Source organism: Pedobacter immunditicola, assembly GCF_037482985.1.
Taxonomy (GTDB): Bacteria; Bacteroidota; Bacteroidia; order Sphingobacteriales; family Sphingobacteriaceae; genus Pedobacter; species Pedobacter immunditicola.
Genome location: NZ_JBBHKC010000008.1, coordinates 16,038 through 33,936 on the forward strand (window position 1 = coordinate 16,038; position 17,899 = coordinate 33,936).

Here is a 17,899-nt window from a genome sequence, read left to right on the forward strand (position 1 = left end):
AGCGGCTTACTAACAATAGTAATTAACATATGTTAATAACACCTGTTAAACGTAAAGTTACTAAAATTGGTATGTAAAAGTTACGAAGGAAGTTAATCCCGCTGAGCTGCAAGGAGATAAAGTACGGCCATCCTGATGGCGACGCCATTTTCAACCTGTTCCAGGATGATGGATTGCTTGCTGTCTGCAACGTCACTTGTTATCTCCACACCACGGTTAATGGGGCCGGGGTGCATCACCACAATCTCCTTATCCAGGCTGTCTAAAATGGGTTTTGTCAAACCATACATCATCGCATACTCTCTTAAAGAAGGGAAGTATTTAATGTCCTGACGTTCCAGCTGTATACGCAACATGTTGGCGACGTCGCACCAGTTTAGCGCTTTTCTGAGGTCGTGTTCTATTTTTACCCCTAGACTACCAATAAATTTAGGGATCAGGGTGGTTGGTCCGCAAACCATCACTTCTGCGCCTAATTTTTGCAAGCAAAGAATATTAGAGATGGCTACCCTTGAATGGAGGATGTCACCAACGATCACGACTTTTTTTCCTGCCACATCACCCAATTTCTGGCGGATCGAGAAAGCATCCAGCAGCGCTTGGGTCGGGTGTTCATGTGCCCCGTCTCCAGCATTTACAATCTGGGCATTGATATGCCTGCTCAGGAAAACACCTGCACCTGCATACGGGTGTCTCATGACCACCATGTCTACTTTCATCGCAAGGATGTTGTTCACCGTGTCGATCAGGGTTTCTCCTTTACTTACTGAAGATGACGAAGCTGCAAAATTGATAACATCAGCAGACAGCCTCTTCTCGGCAAGTTCAAAGGATAGTTTAGTACGGGTAGAATTTTCGAAAAATATGTTGGCGATGGTAATATCTCTTAAAGAGGGAACCCGCTTAATCGGGCGGTTAATCACACCTTTAAAATTATCGGCAGTTTCAAAAATTAATTCAATATCATTCCGGTTAATATCTTTGATACCTAAAAGATGTCGGGTTGATAATCTGTCTGCTGCCATTTCTATTTGATCTTTTCTGATAATAAAATTACTTTGTCTTCACCTTCGGTCTCTTTCCAGCTAACCTTCACCAGCTGGGAGTCCACACTGTCCACCTGTAAACCGATATAATCGGGTTCTATAGGTAATTGTCTTGAAAATCTGCGGTCTATAAGTACCAGCAGTTCAACTTTTGCGGGCCTGCCATAAGCAAGCAGTGCATCCAATGCCGACCTGATGGTACGGCCAGTCCATAAAACATCATCAATTAAGATGACATCTTTACCTTCAATGATAAAATCGATGCTATTACTGCTTGCAGAAACCAGGCCGTCTTTCCGCCTGAAATCATCCCTGAAAAAAGTAATATCAAGATTGCCTTTTTTCAAGGCCTTGTTATCTAAAATTGTCGAAAGTTCGTACTGAATACGGTCGGCGAAATAACTGCCTCTTGGCTGGATTCCAATAAGTACAGTATTTGAAAAATCAGGATGATTCTCAATTAACTGTTGACATAGTCGCTTAATTGTGATCTGGAATTTTTTTCCGTCTAGCAGGGTTCTTGTTTGCATTGACTAAAGGATTGAACAAATATAGGAAATCGTGTGTAAACTACAAATAACGTTTAGGGTAATTAATGTTCAGCAGGTCGTAACGTTTGAACTGCGTTTTCAAACGACGCTTAAAATCAGGGTAGTTACGTTTATTTTTAGGGCTCCATAAAATTTCACTTAAAGCATCTAATCTTGGAAACAACATGTATTCTACCTTGGCTGGATTGCTGATATATTCTGACCATAGGTTGCCCTGGCCACCCCAGATGTATTGTTCATCTTCAGGAGCCAGTGATGCAGAAACGGGATCATAGTGATAAACAACTTCAAGTGGGATAAATTTATTGGCCGTTAAAGAATCGTCTTTCATAAACTGACTGTGGTTGAAATACATCGCATTCTCCGGCGTCATGATTACTTTATGCTTTTGCTTTGCTGCTGCGATGCCACCTTTCTCGCCCCTCCAGCTCATTACAATGGCATTGGGTGCTAAGCCGCCATCCAAAATTTCATCCCATCCAATGATGGTTTTACCTTTGCTATTTACAAATTCCTCTATCCGGTGTATAAAATAACTTTGTACACCATTTTCATCTTTTAGCCCTTTTTCTTTGATCAGCTTTTGCGTGAAAGCACTTTGTTTCCACCATATTTTGGCACATTCATCGCCGCCAATATGGATATAAGGGGAGGGGAACAGTTCCATGACTTCTGTTAACACATCTTCTAAAAAGGTGAAGGTCTGTTCGGATGGTAATAGTACATTGTTGAATTTGTTGAAGATGCCCCAGGTTTCAGCAACCTTTTTTGGAATAGCAGGGGTAGTACTTAATGCTGGAAAAGCTGCAAGAACAGGTAAACTGTGGCCCGGCATTTCTATTTCCGGAATCACCGTGATGTAACGGTCCGTCGCATATTTAACGACCTCTTTAATTTCTTCCTGCGTATAATAGCCGCCATACCTGATCCCGTCATTTCCCTTGCCGGGGTATAAACCGATGATGGTGCCATTGCGCCAGGCACCGATCTCCGTGAGCTCAGGATATTTTTTTATCTCTATACGCCAGCCATGGTCATCCGTCAAATGCCAGTGAAAGTAATTCAACTTATGCATGGCCAGATAATCGATATATTTTTTCACAAAGGCCACATCGAAGAAATGGCGGCTCACATCTAAATGCATGCCGCGGTAATCGAACCTTGGATAATCGGTAATGTCAACAGCAGCAATCTTATAATTGCTTACCGTGGTATCTACTGGTAATAACTGGAGAAGGGTTTGAACCCCATAAAATATGCCTTCATCTGTAGCGGCGCTAATGGTGATGGCGTTTTTCACCACCGACAACGTATATTGGTTTAAATTGGGCGGAACACTGGCAGTTCTGATCAGGGAGATGACATTCTTCCGCTTTTCGTTTGTTGCGTAAATGGCTGTATCCAGGGAAAGGTGATAATGCTGTTGGATAAAGCCGGTTAAATAAGCCGCTGATTTGCGAAGGGCTGTGTCACTGGTTAATACAATGGTATTGCTATTTAACGTAAACTGATTGCTGGCTAAACCTGCTTTCATTTCTACTGGTTGAGGTATTAAATCCGGTAGCTGTGCTGTAGCTGCTGAACTAATCAATAAAAAAGCAATTAAACTATTCAATAATAATTTCATGATCTCTATTTGTGTTATGGCGCCAAAATAGTAAAAAAATCTCCGGCAGCTTTTTTTAATGTGAAACTATCATGAGCAAACAAGAGTGAATAAACCAGGCTATCATAAAAAAAGGAACAATAGAGAAGTCTTACAACTTCCTATTGTTCCTTTTTTTATAGCGAGGATATTTAATAACTCGCGTGTATATTCAAATACACCTGAACTTATTTGAGCAGATCTGCCCTTTTTTGTCTGTCCACGATGGTTCTCGCTAACAGCCGGGTGATCTCCTGGTCTTTACTATCAGTAGAGTTGATGTATGCAACCCAGGCTTTATGATCCTGGTAATACGTTAACGGATAATTTTCCCAGATGCCAGCATCTTTAAAATCATTGTAATACTCCATAAAGAGGTCTCTCTTTAAGTAATTATATTTTAACAAAGCACTTTCATCGAATTCAAACTCCAGCGACATGCCATTTTTTATGGCATAATCTACAGCAACTTTCACTTTATTAAGTCTAACCTTTTTAAAGAACTCATTTGGTTGCTGATAGGAGATGTCGAAACCTTGTTTTTTCCAGTCCGGTCTTAAACTTGCACCCCAATGTGGAATGTGATAGAATTGAAAATTCGGACTTTTAGTTCTGATGTAAGATTTAACAGTAGGTAGCATAACTTGAGAAATATATGCTGATTCAGGTGTCCAATAAAAACCCGCAAGCTCTAAATTCTGCGGATTTAAGGCATTCCATTTGGCTATAATCTGATCTATATACCATCTTAAAGCGGTTAACCTGTCATTTTGAGAACTAAAATTTAATGTTCTACCATCGAGTGCACCCCAATCCGTCTGTCCTGGAGCAGGTTCAGGTAAGCAGATCACCACTTGTCTTTTTCTTTTAGGCGCACCGATTTTTGTGCTTTTTACGGTAATCAGTTTGTTTAAGGCGTCGATTCCGTTATTAGTAGTGAACTGTCTGGTCAATTGATTTTCCCATTCAATTTTTCTGCCTAATTTTCCTGTAAACTGATCAGGATAAACTGGCGCTAACATGTCTCTACCAGCGCCGTCATTAGCTTCTATAATTAAGAAACCATCAAACAACCAATTTTCAACACTGGTTTCAGGGTCAACATAAGTAACAAATGGTTCCAATTCCTCCTGAGTCCAGGCGGGTCTGTGTGTGCCACCCTGGAAGATCAACATCATATCAACAGCCTTAGCTGAAGTCAATGACATTGGCGTCATGGTATCTGGAATAGAAGTACCCAGGTTATAATCAATTTTTTGACAAGAACTCAGCCATAAAACCAGTCCTAGTATGCCTAAATATTTATATCTCATATTCATTATGATGAAATTCATTTATAAAAGTTAATTAAGTTAGTATATGCTTGTTTACTGCTACGCCTGCTACTAGTTTTCATTAGGGGTTAATTTATATGCCCTTAAGCCAGAATTTGCATAGAGATAATATAAGATCCCGGTACCATCAGCGTTTTGTTTAAACGAAAAGCCAATGTGAGGGGTGGTATTACCAACAGTTTCTACAGGGAAAACTACACTTTGAAAAGGCTTAAAATCTATACCTTCATCAAACCTTTGGCTTTCTGTCAATTCAATAGCTTTAGGGTCGGTAATGTTGAAAATGTAAAAGGCAGAATTTGGAGTCGCAACAGAGCCCGCATAGTATTTTGCTTTGTTAAAATTAAAAACAAATGACCTGTAGGGAATGGCACCATCTGTGGTGGCGAATGAATATTGTTTATCTTTTCCTATATATTCCCATCCACGTGCGGTTTGTGTAACCACATAACCATCGACAGGCATATTACCTAATGGGTTCACATTTGCGGTAATATTACCGAATGTTTTTGTGGCTAAAGGAAAATTATAAGTTACTTTTTCTGGCGTGTTAGATACTAATTGTCCGTTGGTGTAAACCCATCTATAGAAATAATTTTTATTAACCATCGGAATACAAATCACTGCATTTTTAGAAATATCACCTGTAACACTTAACAAACAACGGCCTAAGTTACCTCCTGAGGGCCAGTCACCTGCTGGAATGGTATAGTTAATGATCAGTTCTGGTGCTGTGGAGTTCACATTTTCCCATTTATGAATTTTAAATGCAGTAGCGGTTGTTATCACGTTAACAGAAAATATTCTGCCAGCGTCATCATTTGCAATCTGGTGAATGGCACCCGGGTGTCCCGCTAACACGCCTTTGGGCTCCCCGGTATTTCCGTTCAGCACTTGAATGACACCTGTATTGGCAACTAAAACATGATCACCACTTGTGGCTGTAGAATATTGTTGATTATTTGTCCAACCGTAAAAACTAGAATGCTTCTTTTCAAACAAAAGTTCAATCTGAGCAAAACCAGGCTTTGGTTTTTGTACGACGGTTTTTACCAGGTATTCAACTACAACATTGTTGGTTCCCATTACTTTAAGGATATAATCCTTAGACAAGTCAAGCGTCTGGCCCTCGGTGTAATCTAAGATGGTTGTACCTTGAGCCACAATAATCTGAGGGATCAGTTCATTTGTAGTTGCACCGATAGGTAAGCTCACGTTAATTTGATGTCCAAGCATTGACACAATAGCACCCTCAACATTGGTAATTTGAAACCTAATGACCGATCCTTCAACTTTTTCTGGTCCCAACTGTGTATCAGGTAAACAAGAAGCAGTGCTTATAGTGAGTAATACAAGGAGCAATCTTTTATAAAACAGTTTTATCTTTTTCATTTCTTGCGATTTTAAATATTTTATTGTTTAATTAAGCTCCACATTACACCGTTTATATTATCCTCCCCAAATTGCCTCTGAATGGCTTCGGTCAGGTTTCTTTCGTTATAATAGGCTTCCTGTAAATAGTATTGGAATCTGTTAGGAACTTTACCGTCGCTTTTATTAACAGTACCAATTTTAAATACAGGGTACCCTGCTTCTGAGCTGGTGTTGGTATTGTCAAAACCTTTAACCCTGGTTCTTCTCTGGTTCCACAAGGCTTCATAATTGGAACTTTGGAAATAAGCAACCCACCTTTGTGTATTAATTTGTTTTAAACCGATAGACTCATCATACTTTACCGGACCAGCTAAAAAGGTGTTGATCTCTGTTGTCGTTACGCCATGGTATTGGCAGGAAGCCCTGATACCCTCGTTATAAAAAGTTTCTGCATTTCCGGAAATCCAGCCTCTGAAACTTGCCTCTGCTAAAATAAATTGTAATTCATTATAGCCTAATTGCATGTAACTGACTCCTACAGTTTGGTTGATGTACTTTGAATTAATTTTAGAAGTCAATAATTCCTGCGGTGAAGATACACTCGTTGCTACACCATGATCTATGGATTTATAGTTGGCATGCAGGGTAGAACTTAAACCTGCCGGCGATGCAGGTACCTCAAAATATCTAAATAATCTTGGATCAAGGTTGGTCTTTAACACATCCCCTAAGGTAGTACACAACCTGTAATTTTTAACATCTGTTGAGGTATACCAATAATGATAAGCGCCGGTAGCATTGTAATATTTAAACTCACAATTATCAGCATTACCCGTCATGATGGGATATTTTACTGGATCCTCATAGATTTTTTTAAATTGATTGATTACGTCTAGTTCCGCATCGCCAGTTTTCAAGGACAAAGACATCAGTACCCTTAACCTGAAAGTATTAACTAATTTCTTCCATTTTAATAAGCTGCCGTCAAAAATAATATCACCAGTTAATGTACCTGTCGCCGGTATCAAGTCATTGGCTTCTTCCAGCTCTTTTAATACCCCGATATAAATATCTCTTTGCTTGTCATATCTAGGCGCTGGGATACCTTGATCTGCTTTTAAGGCTTCAGAATAGGGTATATCACCAACTTTTTGTGTAGCTTGAACAAATAAATAAGCTCTGAAAAATTTCACCAGGCCTAGATAATAGGCAGGTCCATTTTGGCGTTCTGCTTCAAATTTAAGTTTTTCAACATTCCTTAAGATATTATACTCTGACATAGCATTTTTGCCGAATTCATAAGTAATTTCATTTAAGGCACCTCCGTTCAAATGGACGTAAAATTGTGATGCCTGTTGTGCAGCCTCACCAACACCCACAAATGTAGATCTGCTAATACCCGTAAACAGGGTAGAAGGAGGGACTATAGTTGTGTTATTGGGATTTTCAATGTCATTAAAACCTTTAGTGCAACCACTTAAAGCTAATGCTGACAATACGATATATAGTAATTTTAATTTCATGGTTTTGCTTTTAAAAGTTTGAACACTATAAATTAATATTGATGTTGAAACCAACGTTTCTTACAGATGGCCCCTGACCAGCATCAGAATTATCAATATCCGGATCAGTGTACAATACACCTGTCCATAAGAATAGGTTTCTACCTACTACAGCTACGGATGCACCCTTAATACCTGCTTTAGCTAATAGTTTTTTAGGAAGAGAATACCCAAGAGAAATCTCTCTGATTTTTAAGTGCGAAGCGTCAAAAGCATTTAGGTTATAGTTGTTTTTGTAACCTTTCTGTACCCATGCATAGTAATCAACACCGACATCATTAGGCGCGTATTGCCGTGAATCATAAACTATGTTCTCTCTCACATCTCTGATGACTTCACCACCAATAACTTTAACTCCATTACCCACAAACGGTAATTCTCTGACATTACCTTCAGCTGTTTGTAAAGCTGAACCTGAAATCATCATATTTGCATACATGTAATTGTACATCATGCCACCGATACGGCCATCAATATTCAAATTCATCATCCAGTTTTTATAGCTAAACCGGTTAATAAAACCATAGACCAATTTAGGATCAAAGTATTCGTTTTCACCGATAGGTTGGTAAACTGTAGTCATTTCAGGCAATCCATTATCATGGATGATTTGACCTTCACTATTTTTTACAAATTGTAAGCCCCTGATTCTGCCAATTCTTTCACCCACACGGTAATAATCTGCATAGTAGGTTTGACCAGGTGCTATGGAATGCACATATTGTTTGTAGAAACTTAAGTTAATTATAGAATTCCAGGAGAAATCTTGTGTTTTTATTGGCGTTCCTGAAATGCTGTATTCAAAACCTTTAGTTAAGATTCCCGCACCATTTTGTCTGATTCCCGTATATCCTGAGGTATGGGAAATACTGGTCGTGCTGATTTGATCAAGGCTCTTTTTTTCATAATAGGCCATATCAAAAGCTAACCTGTTGTTAAAAAACCTGATGTCTAAACCAACCTCTGCATTTTCACTTTTTGATGGTTTTAAGCTGTTCGCAAATAAGCTGGCACCATCGGATGCGGTAGGATTTCCGTTAAAATTACCAATAGAATAAACCTGGTCGTTCCAGAAAGCATCCACATCGTTCCTTCCTACCGCCCATGAACCTCTGAGTTTCATAAATGATATTGGTTGCGGTAATTTTAACATTTCGGATACGATAGCACTTAATGAAACCGATGGATAGAAATAAGAGTTGTAAGGGCTTTTCAAAGCACTCGACCAGTCATTTCTACCGGTTACACCCAAGTAAATTTTAGACTGGAAGTTTAAATTTACAGTACTGTATAAACTGTTGACTATTTTACTGCTACTGTTATTTGAGGCCGAATTATAATCTGTTTTATTAGATAAATTGTAAAAATCAGAAACAATTAAGGAAGGTGCACCTGCCGAAAGGCCTCTGCTATTCAGTGTTCTATAGTTACCGCCCACGAGGGCGTCAACGCCAAAGTTTTCAGAAAAGAAGTTTTTATGGTAGCGCAATAACCAATCGGCATTCAAATCAGTTGATCTGTTAGCGCTATTGCTATAACTCCCATCAGGGTTTGAAGTAACGGCCAAATTTCCTTTATTCTCTTTATTTTCCTGTTGTATCGAATTATATACCTGAGAAATTCTTGCTTGAAAGTTTAAATTTTTATTAAATTCATAGCTGGCTTTTACCCAACCTGTTAAGCGGTCTCTGTTATAAACATGGGTGTTTTCATTTAAAATCCAGTAAGGGTTATTCCTTCCAGCCACCCATGTTCTTTGGATTATGCCTTCTTTACCTTCCGCCCAATAATTTTTTAAATCATCAAGGTCAACATTTGGTCCTAAGTTATTTCCGATATGCAATATGAAGTTATCCCAGCTATAGCCGGTATCTTCATAGTTGTCAGAACTTAAATTATTGTAACTGATTTTGGCATCAACCCGGAGTTTTTTGTGAAACCTGTAACCTCCTGAAATATCAATGGTTTGATTTTTGAGATTTGTATTGGGTGTGTTACCTTTTTTATAAATGTTGTTATATCCGATTCTAAAATCACCAAGCTCATTGTTTCCGCCAACAGAGAAAGAGTTATTTAAAGTATAACCACTTTCCATAATTTCTTCTATGGGATTGGTATTTCTGGTGATCCAGGGCAAAGGGATTAGTTCACCTGTAACCGGATCTTTAGGGCTGTTCCATTGTACATATTCCACAAATCCACTTGCTGAACTTGGATCTTCCTGGTTTAATTTTGGTCCCCAAATATTTACCTGGTTAGCCGTAGGAGAATACTGACCTGCCAATCCTTGTCCATAAGTAGTTTGATATTCAGGTAACACCACGTAGCCCGCGTTGAAGACGGTAGATGAATTGAAATTAATAGATAAGCCCTGAGGGTTATTGCCGCCTTTTTTGGTGGTAATCATGATCACACCGTTGGCTCCTTGCGCGCCATATAAAGCTGCACCGGTACCGCCCTTGATCACATCCATTTTATCTACATCATCGGGGTTAATAGACCAGGTATCTGTGCCCATTGGCACACCATCAATAACAACTAGTATAGACGACGAGCCCCTGATGTTAAAAGTGGGCGCATCAAAAGTGCCTGTTTTATTGTAGACTGTTAAACCTGCTACCTGACCGGTTAAAGAAGACATGATATTAGGTTCTTTAACTTTTTCAAATACATCTCCCTTAATCTCCTGCACGGAATAGCCTAACGATTTTTTCTCTCTCTTGATGCCCAGGGCAGTAACCGAAACCTCATTAAGTGCATTAGCCCCTGGCTTTAAGATGACAGCCAGGGGTCTGCTATTTCTTACCAGAATTTCCTGTGGTTCATAGCCAACAAAAGAAAAGATTAAAATTGTATTACCCGCTTCAGCAGGGAGTTGGTAAACGCCGTCTGAGTCAGTAATAGCACCTTTTTGTGTATTCTTGATTTTTACACTTACCCCCGGTACAGGCAAACCCATTTCATCGACCACTTTGCCGGTAATTATGTTTTGCTTTAAAGCAGAAGTGGTGTTTAGGGTAACTGGGGCCTGGTTTTTCTTTTTGAGAATAATGAAGTTGTCATTAATTTCCCAATCGACACTTTTGCCTTTTAATACCTCATTAAGGACGCTTTCGATAGTGGCTTTTTTAAAACTTACTTTGACCTTCGACTGGTCACTGAGTAATTGGTTGTTGTAAAAGACTGTAAGTTTAGTTTGTTTTTTAATCACATTAAAAAACGCCTTCAGACTAATTTCCTGGTTGGAATAGGTTATAAAATAGCTGTTTTTATCTTGTCTGATAAAACCCGAAAGGGAAACCAGGATAAAAATAAGGCTAAAATATATACCTAACTTCGTTAAGTAAAATTTTCGCATAGTTAAAGTTTAGGTGGTTGTTTCTCATTAGACCTGTATGTTTGCCTAATGGGTGAATAGATTTGCGAAATTATTTAAGGTGCAGTTCACCATTTTTCATATAGGCCTTTATTCCGGAGGCAGACTCAAGATTGGACATGAAATAACCTAAAGATTTGTTTTTTTCAATGGCCCCTGTAAAGCTCAGGTTCCTTATTTCTGGGTTATCAATAACAAGCTTAACATTGAACCATCGTTTAATGACATCACCCATGTTTTCTAAAGTAATATTGTCGAAATAATAAACACCGTCCATCCATGATAGAACCTGGTCTGCATCAAACTTTTTCTGTCTGAACCCGGCAGAAACATGGTAGATAGACTGCAAACCTGGTTTTAAAGTAATTGAATCGGTCGCTGTTTTATTCATTACAGATCCTTCGATAAGAGAAGTAATTACCTCTTCACCATAAGAATTGAGATTAAATGCAGTGCCCAATACTTTGACGTGGGTTCCTTTGCTATGTACTATAAAAGGTTTATTGATATCTTTCGCAACGATAAAGTAGGCTTCGCCCTCCAGATATACTTCTCTTTTGTCACCTATGAAATTAAAAGGAAACTTCAGATTAGAAGCCGAGTTCATCCAAACTTCAGTCCCATCAGAGAGTTCCAGCTTGTAACTCATCTTTGCAGGTACGGTTAAGGTATTCCAATTTAACGCTGAATCTTTCGCTGTATATTTTAGTTTCCCATCTTTTATGCTCAGCTGCGCATTACCTAAGGTTAAGGTGCCATTTTCTTTAATGGCAATGGACTTACCATTAGCCAATTTTAGTTCTATCTTGTGTTCTTCTAATGCGCTTGCAGTGTTTTGGCCCTGGGTATCTTGTATGTTGAATAAACCTATAAATTGCTTATTGAAGATATAGGTAGCCGTTAAAAGCACGGTAATGATGGCGGCAACGGATAACCATTTTTGAAAATTTAAATTTGTGGTTTTATGTTTTGGTTGCCCTTGTTTGTCCATCAGCTGTTTAACCTGAAGCCAGGCTTTGTCCTCATCTATTGCATTTAAAAATGCTGCACCACGTGACGCATGTTTCTCTTGTAGATCCTTCCATATAGCCCTTGTTTCCTCATCCTGCAAAATGTGATTCTCTATTTCAGCATTGTCTTCCACACTGATACATCCGGCAATTTTCTCAATGAGAAGATTGTAAATTTTTTCTCTATTATAATTCATCTTTTATTGAAGAGGCTATTGTTGGGCAAATGGGTGAATTATTTAAAATCATTTAATTTCTTTCTTAATTCTGTGATGGCCAACTTCAGGTGACTTTTTACAGAATTAATGCTGATTCCCATTTCAATAGCGGTTTCCTTATACTTTTTGTCTTTAAGATATACCAATGTAAAAGCTTGTTGCCGCTGTCGTGGAAGTTCTCTTAGGATATTATTTATTTTATTTTCTGAATCTTGTAATTCCTGGGGATCCCGTTCTACTTCATGGACAATACTGTAAGTGTAGTGATCTATGCGGTTTGAAAGAGTTTTTCTTTGCCCTAGAATTTTTAAGCACCTGTTTTTTACCGTCATCTGTAAGTAGGATTTCAACGACGAATTGATGTTATGGTATAATTCCCTTTCCCAGATTTCCAGAAAAAGAGCTTGTACTAGATCTTCGGCCTCTACTTCATCATTTATAATGTAAAATGCCTGAATAGACAAAAGCTTGTAATATTTTTTAAATAGCAGTTCGTACGCCCCGGCATTGCCTGCTTTTAATTCATTTAATAAAAAACTATCCTGAATTGTACTCAATTGTAGGAGCTTTTAGATGGAGAAATGTTTATACTTGGTTATAAATTCAAATTTATAATAGTTTTTATTTATTTAAAGGGAAATGCGTTATTTATTAAATTATTTTATGAAGTACGAGTAAAGCTTTTTAGCTGGCGCTTTGTATTCCATTTTATATCAATATAATAATTGGAGATTTTTTGAAGTTTTCCTAATTTTATTGGCTTGCTCAGCTATTTGGAGCATGCAGTGTATGTTTATATAGCAAAAAGAAATATGAGTTATTTTAATGCGAGTTTAGGAGACTGATACGAAGTAATTTAACTCGTCATTTCATTCTATTTTATATGAAATTCAGCGTTTTGTAATTTAAAAGACAGTTTTTTAGAAAGATTTATACCTAAAAATGATTTTTATACGAGATTTTATGCTAAAAAGCCTACTTTCATGAATTATATAAAGTTCTTACATTAAACAATGGATTCTACCATCAACACGTTTATGAATAAAATAAGATTCCGCAATTCGCATGAAACGGAATTCTTACAGGCAGTATATGAAGTCGCCGAATCGATAATACCCTTTGCGGAAAATCATCCGAAGTATAAAATCAACAAGATTCTTGAAAGAATTGCTGAACCCGAGCGGACTATTATTTTTAGAGTCCCCTGGCTAAATGATAAGGGTGAGGTTGAAATTAATCGTGGATTTAGAGTCCAGATGAATAGTGCTATTGGCCCTTATAAAGGGGGCTTAAGATTCCATCCTTCTGTAAACTTAAGTGTTTTGAAATTCCTCGCTTTTGAACAGGTGTTTAAAAACAGTCTCACAGGCTTACCCATGGGTGGTGGAAAGGGAGGATCAGATTTTGACCCTAAGGGGAAATCTGAAAATGAGATCATGAAATTTTGCCAGAGTTTTATGACTGAGCTGTACCGTCATATTGGTGCTGATATGGATGTGCCTGCTGGCGATATTGGCGTTGGTGCACGGGAGATTGGTTTCCTTTTTGGTCAGTATAAGCGGATCAGGGGAGAGTTTACGGGCGTATTAACGGGTAAGGGCTCGGAGTGGGGCGGTAGTTTAATTCGTCCAGAAGCAACCGGATACGGTGTCGTATACTTCGTTCAGGAAATGCTGAAACTGAAAAATGACTCCCTGAAAGGTAAAAACATTGTGATATCCGGATCGGGAAATGTAGCGCAATACACCGCAGAAAAATGCATTCAGTTGGGTGCTAAGGTGCTGACTTTATCTGATTCAGAAGGTTTTATATATGATCCAAATGGTATAGATGCTGAAAAGCTGAAGTTTGTGATGGATCTTAAAAATAACAAAAGGGGTAGGATCAAAGCTTATGCAGACCAATTTGGTTGTGAGTTCTTTGCCAAAGGGAAACCATGGGGCATCAAGTGTGATATTGCTTTCCCAAATGCTACCCAGAACGAGCTAGATGAGGAAGATGCAACGCTGTTAGTCAATAACGGCTGCTTCTGTGTTGCTGAAGGCGCAAATATGCCATCTACATCTGCGGCTATCCATGTTTTCGAAAAAGCAAGGATTCTGTATGCTCCCGGTAAGGCAGCCAATGCTGGCGGTGTTGCTGTTTCTGGATTGGAAATGTCTCAAAACTCATTGCGATACTCATGGGGAAGGGAAAAGATTGATATAAAGCTTAAATTAATCATTTCACAAATCCACCAGGCCTGTGTGAAGTACGGCAGGGAAGATGAAGAATATGTAAATTATTTAAAAGGCGCAAACATTGCAGGCTTCGTTAAAGTTGCCGATGCCATGCTGGCACAAGGAATAGTTTAAAGTAACTTCCTACGAAGCCTTATTAGGCCTTAGCGTAAGCTGTTTATTGTCTTATAATATAAAAAGCTCAAACATTCTCATCAAATGTTTGAGCTTTTTTATGTCCGGCGATTTGTCCGGCTACTGGTGTTATATTGATTACCCCTGTGTAAACCAGGAATTCAATACCCAGTAAAGCTTATTCAACGATTTATTAGCTGAAGTGGTGATGACGGCTGTCCTTAAACGAGAGATCATTATATCATTCCCTAAAAATACAGGGCAAAAAAAAAAGCATCCCGACCAGCGGGATGCTTTAATTATAAACCTAAAGGATTACTTACCTTTATTTTTGTTTTCTTCGCCTTCCATTTGTTGTTTCAACTGCGCTAATACACCTAAATCTCCAAGTGTTGATTTCTCAACTGAATCTTTAACTTTCTTAACAGCATTGCTGGATGCTTTAGCTTCTTTTTTCTTAGTAGCTCTTTCTTCAGCAACAGCTTCAGCTTTAGCCTCTTCCCAGATACGGGCATGAGATACAACGATACGTTTAGCATCTTTGTTGAATTCAATGATTCTGAAATCATTGGTTTCTTCAGCTTTAATTACAGAACCATCTTCTTTAGCCATATGTTTTGTTGGTACGAAACCTTCAACACCATAAGGTAAAGCAATAACAGCACCTTTATCAGTTACTTTAACAACTGTACCCTGGTGAACTGAATCCATCGTGAAGATAGTTTCAAAAGTATCCCAAGGATTCTCCTCTAATTGTTTGTGACCTAAGCTTAGTTTGCGGCTTTCAACATCTAATTCAAGAACAACTACGTCTAATGTATCACCAACTTTAGTGAATTCGTTAGGGTGGTTAACTTTCTTAGACCATGAAAGATCAGAAATATGGATCAATCCATCAATACCTTCTTCAATTTCAACAAATACACCGAAGTTAGTCATGTTTTTAACTACTGCAGTATGCTTGCTTCCGATAGGGTATCTTTCTGCAACATTTTGCCAAGGATCCTGAGTTAATTGCTTAATACCCAAGCTCATTTTGCGCTCATCTCTGTCTAAAGTTAATACTTCAGCTTCGATTTCATCGCTAACTTTCAGGAATTCCTGAGGGCTGCGTAAGTTTTGAGACCATGACATTTCAGACACGTGAATTAAACCTTCAACACCTGGAATGATTTCCAAGAAAGCACCGTAATCAGCAACGGTAACAATTTTACCTTTAACTCTTGATCCGATTGTTAAGTTCGTATCAAGACTTTCCCAAGGGTGAGGAGTTAATTGTTTTAAACCTAAAGCAATACGTTTTTTCTCGTCATCAAAGTCAAGCACAACAACATTGATTTTCTCGTCTAAGCTCAATACTTCTTTTGGATGCTCTATGCGGCCCCAAGAAATATCAGTAATGTGAAGTAAACCATCTACACCACCTAAATCGATGAATACACCGAAGTCTGTAATGTTTTTAACAGTTCCTTCCAATACCTGACCTTTTTCAAGTTTAGAAACGATTTCAACTTTTTGGCTTTCTAAGTCGTCTTCAATTAAGATTTTATGAGATACAACTACGTTTTTAAATTCGTGATTGATCTTAACAACTTTGAATTCCATTGTTTTACCTACATAGATATCGTAATCACGGATAGGCTTAATGTCAATTTGAGAACCAGGTAAGAAAGCTTCAACACCCATGATGTCAACAATTAAACCACCTTTAGTACGGCTTTTCACAAATCCGTTGATGATTCTGTCGTTTTCTAGAGCCTCATTAATAGACTCCCATGATCTTTGGGTTTTAGCTCTTTTACGAGATAAGATTAACTGGCCATTTGCATCTTCTGGTGCTTCTACAAACACATCAACGCTATCGCCAATTTTAAGATCAGGTGTATCACGGAATTCAGATGTTGATACTAATCCGTCAGATTTAAATCCTACGTTCAATACAACGTCTTTGTTGTTGATAGATACAACAATACCGCTAATGATCTCACCTTGATTGATTTGATTAAAAGTATCGGTATACATGTCTTCGAACTTTTTACGGTCCTCGTCAGAGTATTTACCAAATACTTTATCATCTGCGTCCCAATCAAAATCTTGATCTGGGGTAGCTAATGATGATTTGATCGCTTCGATCGACATTGAATCAGCTTCTGACTCAACGGTTTCTCTCTCAGTCAGACGTGCGTCTGCACCTTGAAGTTCGGCTTTTTTAGCCTCTAGTTCTTTTTCTGCTACTTGTTTTTTTGCCATTAAAAATTTAATCTCCTTTTCCCGTTAGGGACTACAAATATACGAATTTATATTTTAGACGAAATTATTTTTACATAAATCTTGTTGATTTATAAGTGCTTGCCTCAAACTCGTATAGTTGATTGTGTATTTTTTCTATTATAATCTAAATTTTCTACTCTATATTTAAGCTTATATTAAAAAGGGTGTACGTGTATAACGAAATATAAGTTCAACGAGCAATAACTGATTCTTATACTAATTTACCTTTAAATGAAAGAGATACTTAAAATCGGGTTGGATTCTGTTGCTCCTGTTCCTATGCATTCTGACTATAATTCGGCCGTTTTCGAAGGATTTGAAGTCGATTTGATGAAGGAAATTGCCAGTCAATTAAATCTTGAACTGCATTACGAAATCTCTTTGTGGAAACATATCCTTGAAAAACTATATAAGGGAGAGCTGGACATGATTTGTTCTGCTGTCACCATGACTACTTCGAGGCAAAGAATTTTGGAATTCAGTATGCCTTATCTCCAATTCAGGCTTTGTGCCGTGGTCAATAAAGGCACTTCCCTCTATAACCTCAACAGTTTTGATCACAAAACCATTGGAATCCGCATTGCCACTGAAGCCGAAAAATACATTATGGGCAAGTTTCCAAGCCACGATATTGTCCATGTAAACAGAAATGATGAATTGTATAACCTGTTGCTAAAGGGGGAGATTGATGTGTTGATTGATGACTCGCCTATTGCAGGTGGTTTCCTGCATCAACATCGCGGTCTGCAAATAGGCATGTTTATGCCCAATACACATTCTCAATATGCTATCGCCATGAAAAAAGGCGATACTCTGCTGAAACTACGGATCAATGAAGTGCTCAAACACCTTAAAGAAAACGGTGTTTATCACCAGCTTTATAAAAAATGGTTTAATTACATTGAACTTTGACCATCTTCTGCACCCTGATCATCCTCTTCTTGCTGCGCTGCCCTTTGTGCCTCAATGATATCTTTTAACTGCAGCAGGCGGTCGAAAAAACTTGAATAGGCCTTAATGTGTCCATGTGCTTTTACCGTAATCAGGTGACTACGGACAAACTTTTTAACGTCCACAATTTTTGTGGCCTTATTAAGGTAAACAGTTTCCGGTAAATCGATTCCTTCGAAATAGGCTTCTAATTCTTCAATGGTCATG

13 protein-coding genes are annotated in these 17,899 nt (G+C 38.2%); 2 read left to right on the forward strand and 11 right to left on the reverse strand.

The genetic code is table 11. The annotated features are described in order from the left end of the window. Positions 1-92: 92 nt before the first annotated feature. The 9 genes from WG905_RS14685 to WG905_RS14725 all read right to left on the reverse strand — a co-directional run bounded on the left by WG905_RS14685 (position 93) and on the right by WG905_RS14725 (position 12,673). Positions 93-1,025 (reverse strand): aspartate carbamoyltransferase catalytic subunit, encoded by a 933-nt coding sequence (locus tag WG905_RS14685; protein WP_339592491.1) that lies wholly within the window; start codon positions 1,023-1,025, stop codon positions 93-95. A 2-nt stretch (positions 1,026-1,027) separates the two neighbouring features. Beyond that, complete coding sequence (gene pyrR / locus WG905_RS14690; RefSeq protein ID WP_339592492.1) at positions 1,028-1,576, reverse strand: bifunctional pyr operon transcriptional regulator/uracil phosphoribosyltransferase PyrR; 549 nt, start codon at positions 1,574-1,576, stop codon at positions 1,028-1,030. 40 nt (positions 1,577-1,616) lie between these two features. Next, the gene (locus WG905_RS14695) at positions 1,617-3,224 is read right to left on the reverse strand and encodes a beta-N-acetylhexosaminidase (protein ID WP_339592493.1); all 1,608 of its coding nucleotides are present in this window, start codon (positions 3,222-3,224) and stop codon (positions 1,617-1,619) included. A 206-nt stretch (positions 3,225-3,430) separates the two neighbouring features. Next, complete coding sequence (locus WG905_RS14700) at positions 3,431-4,576, reverse strand: DUF4855 domain-containing protein (protein ID WP_339592494.1); 1,146 nt, start codon at positions 4,574-4,576, stop codon at positions 3,431-3,433. Between the two features lie 51 nt (positions 4,577-4,627). Beyond that, complete coding sequence (locus tag WG905_RS14705; protein WP_339592495.1) at positions 4,628-5,968, reverse strand: DUF5018 domain-containing protein; 1,341 nt, start codon at positions 5,966-5,968, stop codon at positions 4,628-4,630. Between the two features lie 20 nt (positions 5,969-5,988). After that, positions 5,989-7,473 carry a SusD/RagB family nutrient-binding outer membrane lipoprotein gene (locus WG905_RS14710; RefSeq protein WP_339592496.1) on the reverse strand — a complete coding sequence of 495 codons (1,485 nt, stop codon included), beginning with the start codon at positions 7,471-7,473 and terminating at the stop codon, positions 5,989-5,991. 25 nt (positions 7,474-7,498) lie between these two features. After that, positions 7,499-10,870 carry a SusC/RagA family TonB-linked outer membrane protein gene (locus WG905_RS14715; protein ID WP_339592497.1) on the reverse strand — a complete coding sequence of 1,124 codons (3,372 nt, stop codon included), beginning with the start codon at positions 10,868-10,870 and terminating at the stop codon, positions 7,499-7,501. 70 nt (positions 10,871-10,940) lie between these two features. Further along, positions 10,941-12,095: a FecR family protein gene (locus WG905_RS14720; protein WP_339592498.1), complete on the reverse strand. Its 1,155-nt coding sequence runs from the start codon at positions 12,093-12,095 to the stop codon at positions 10,941-10,943. Positions 12,096-12,133: 38 nt separating this feature from the next. After that, positions 12,134-12,673, reverse strand: coding sequence for an RNA polymerase sigma factor (locus WG905_RS14725; protein ID WP_339592499.1), 540 nt, complete (start codon positions 12,671-12,673; stop codon positions 12,134-12,136). Positions 12,674-13,129: 456 nt separating this feature from the next. On the opposite strand from WG905_RS14725, the gene gdhA reads away from it, so the two are divergent. Beyond that, positions 13,130-14,470 (forward strand): NADP-specific glutamate dehydrogenase, encoded by a 1,341-nt coding sequence (gdhA, locus tag WG905_RS14730; protein WP_339592500.1) that lies wholly within the window; start codon positions 13,130-13,132, stop codon positions 14,468-14,470. Positions 14,471-14,785: 315 nt separating this feature from the next. Here gdhA and rpsA read toward each other — a convergent pair whose 3' ends face one another. Next, positions 14,786-16,720: a 30S ribosomal protein S1 gene (rpsA, locus tag WG905_RS14735; RefSeq protein ID WP_339592501.1), complete on the reverse strand. Its 1,935-nt coding sequence runs from the start codon at positions 16,718-16,720 to the stop codon at positions 14,786-14,788. Positions 16,721-16,972: 252 nt separating this feature from the next. Between rpsA and WG905_RS14740 the strand changes: the two genes are divergently transcribed. Next, complete coding sequence (locus WG905_RS14740; protein ID WP_339592502.1) at positions 16,973-17,653, forward strand: substrate-binding periplasmic protein; 681 nt, start codon at positions 16,973-16,975, stop codon at positions 17,651-17,653. On the opposite strand, the gene WG905_RS14745 is transcribed toward WG905_RS14740, so the two are convergent. Further along, the gene (locus WG905_RS14745) at positions 17,638-17,898 is read right to left on the reverse strand and encodes a DUF6965 family protein (protein ID WP_339592503.1); all 261 of its coding nucleotides are present in this window, start codon (positions 17,896-17,898) and stop codon (positions 17,638-17,640) included. The two genes, WG905_RS14740 and WG905_RS14745, sit on opposite strands and share 16 nt — an antisense overlap. Position 17,899: the final 1 nt, after the last annotated feature.

What these genes read in the sequence shown, in the direction of transcription:
- WG905_RS14715 (WP_339592497.1), bottom strand. Translation starts at nt 10,870, where the DNA reads ATGCGAAAATTTTACTTAACGAAGTTAGGTATATATTTTAGCCTTATT.
- WG905_RS14695 (WP_339592493.1), bottom strand. Translation starts at nt 3,224, where the DNA reads ATGAAATTATTATTGAATAGTTTAATTGCTTTTTTATTGATTAGTTCA.
- WG905_RS14720 (WP_339592498.1), bottom strand. Translation starts at nt 12,095, where the DNA reads ATGAATTATAATAGAGAAAAAATTTACAATCTTCTCATTGAGAAAATT.
- rpsA (WP_339592501.1), bottom strand. Translation starts at nt 16,720, where the DNA reads ATGGCAAAAAAACAAGTAGCAGAAAAAGAACTAGAGGCTAAAAAAGCC.
- pyrR (WP_339592492.1), bottom strand. Translation starts at nt 1,576, where the DNA reads ATGCAAACAAGAACCCTGCTAGACGGAAAAAAATTCCAGATCACAATT.
- WG905_RS14700 (WP_339592494.1), bottom strand. Translation starts at nt 4,576, where the DNA reads ATGAATTTCATCATAATGAATATGAGATATAAATATTTAGGCATACTA.
- WG905_RS14685 (WP_339592491.1), bottom strand. Translation starts at nt 1,025, where the DNA reads ATGGCAGCAGACAGATTATCAACCCGACATCTTTTAGGTATCAAAGAT.
- WG905_RS14710 (WP_339592496.1), bottom strand. Translation starts at nt 7,473, where the DNA reads ATGAAATTAAAATTACTATATATCGTATTGTCAGCATTAGCTTTAAGT.
- WG905_RS14745 (WP_339592503.1), bottom strand. Translation starts at nt 17,898, where the DNA reads ATGACCATTGAAGAATTAGAAGCCTATTTCGAAGGAATCGATTTACCG.
- WG905_RS14705 (WP_339592495.1), bottom strand. Translation starts at nt 5,968, where the DNA reads ATGAAAAAGATAAAACTGTTTTATAAAAGATTGCTCCTTGTATTACTC.
- gdhA (WP_339592500.1), top strand. Translation starts at nt 13,130, where the DNA reads ATGGATTCTACCATCAACACGTTTATGAATAAAATAAGATTCCGCAAT.
- WG905_RS14740 (WP_339592502.1), top strand. Translation starts at nt 16,973, where the DNA reads ATGAAAGAGATACTTAAAATCGGGTTGGATTCTGTTGCTCCTGTTCCT.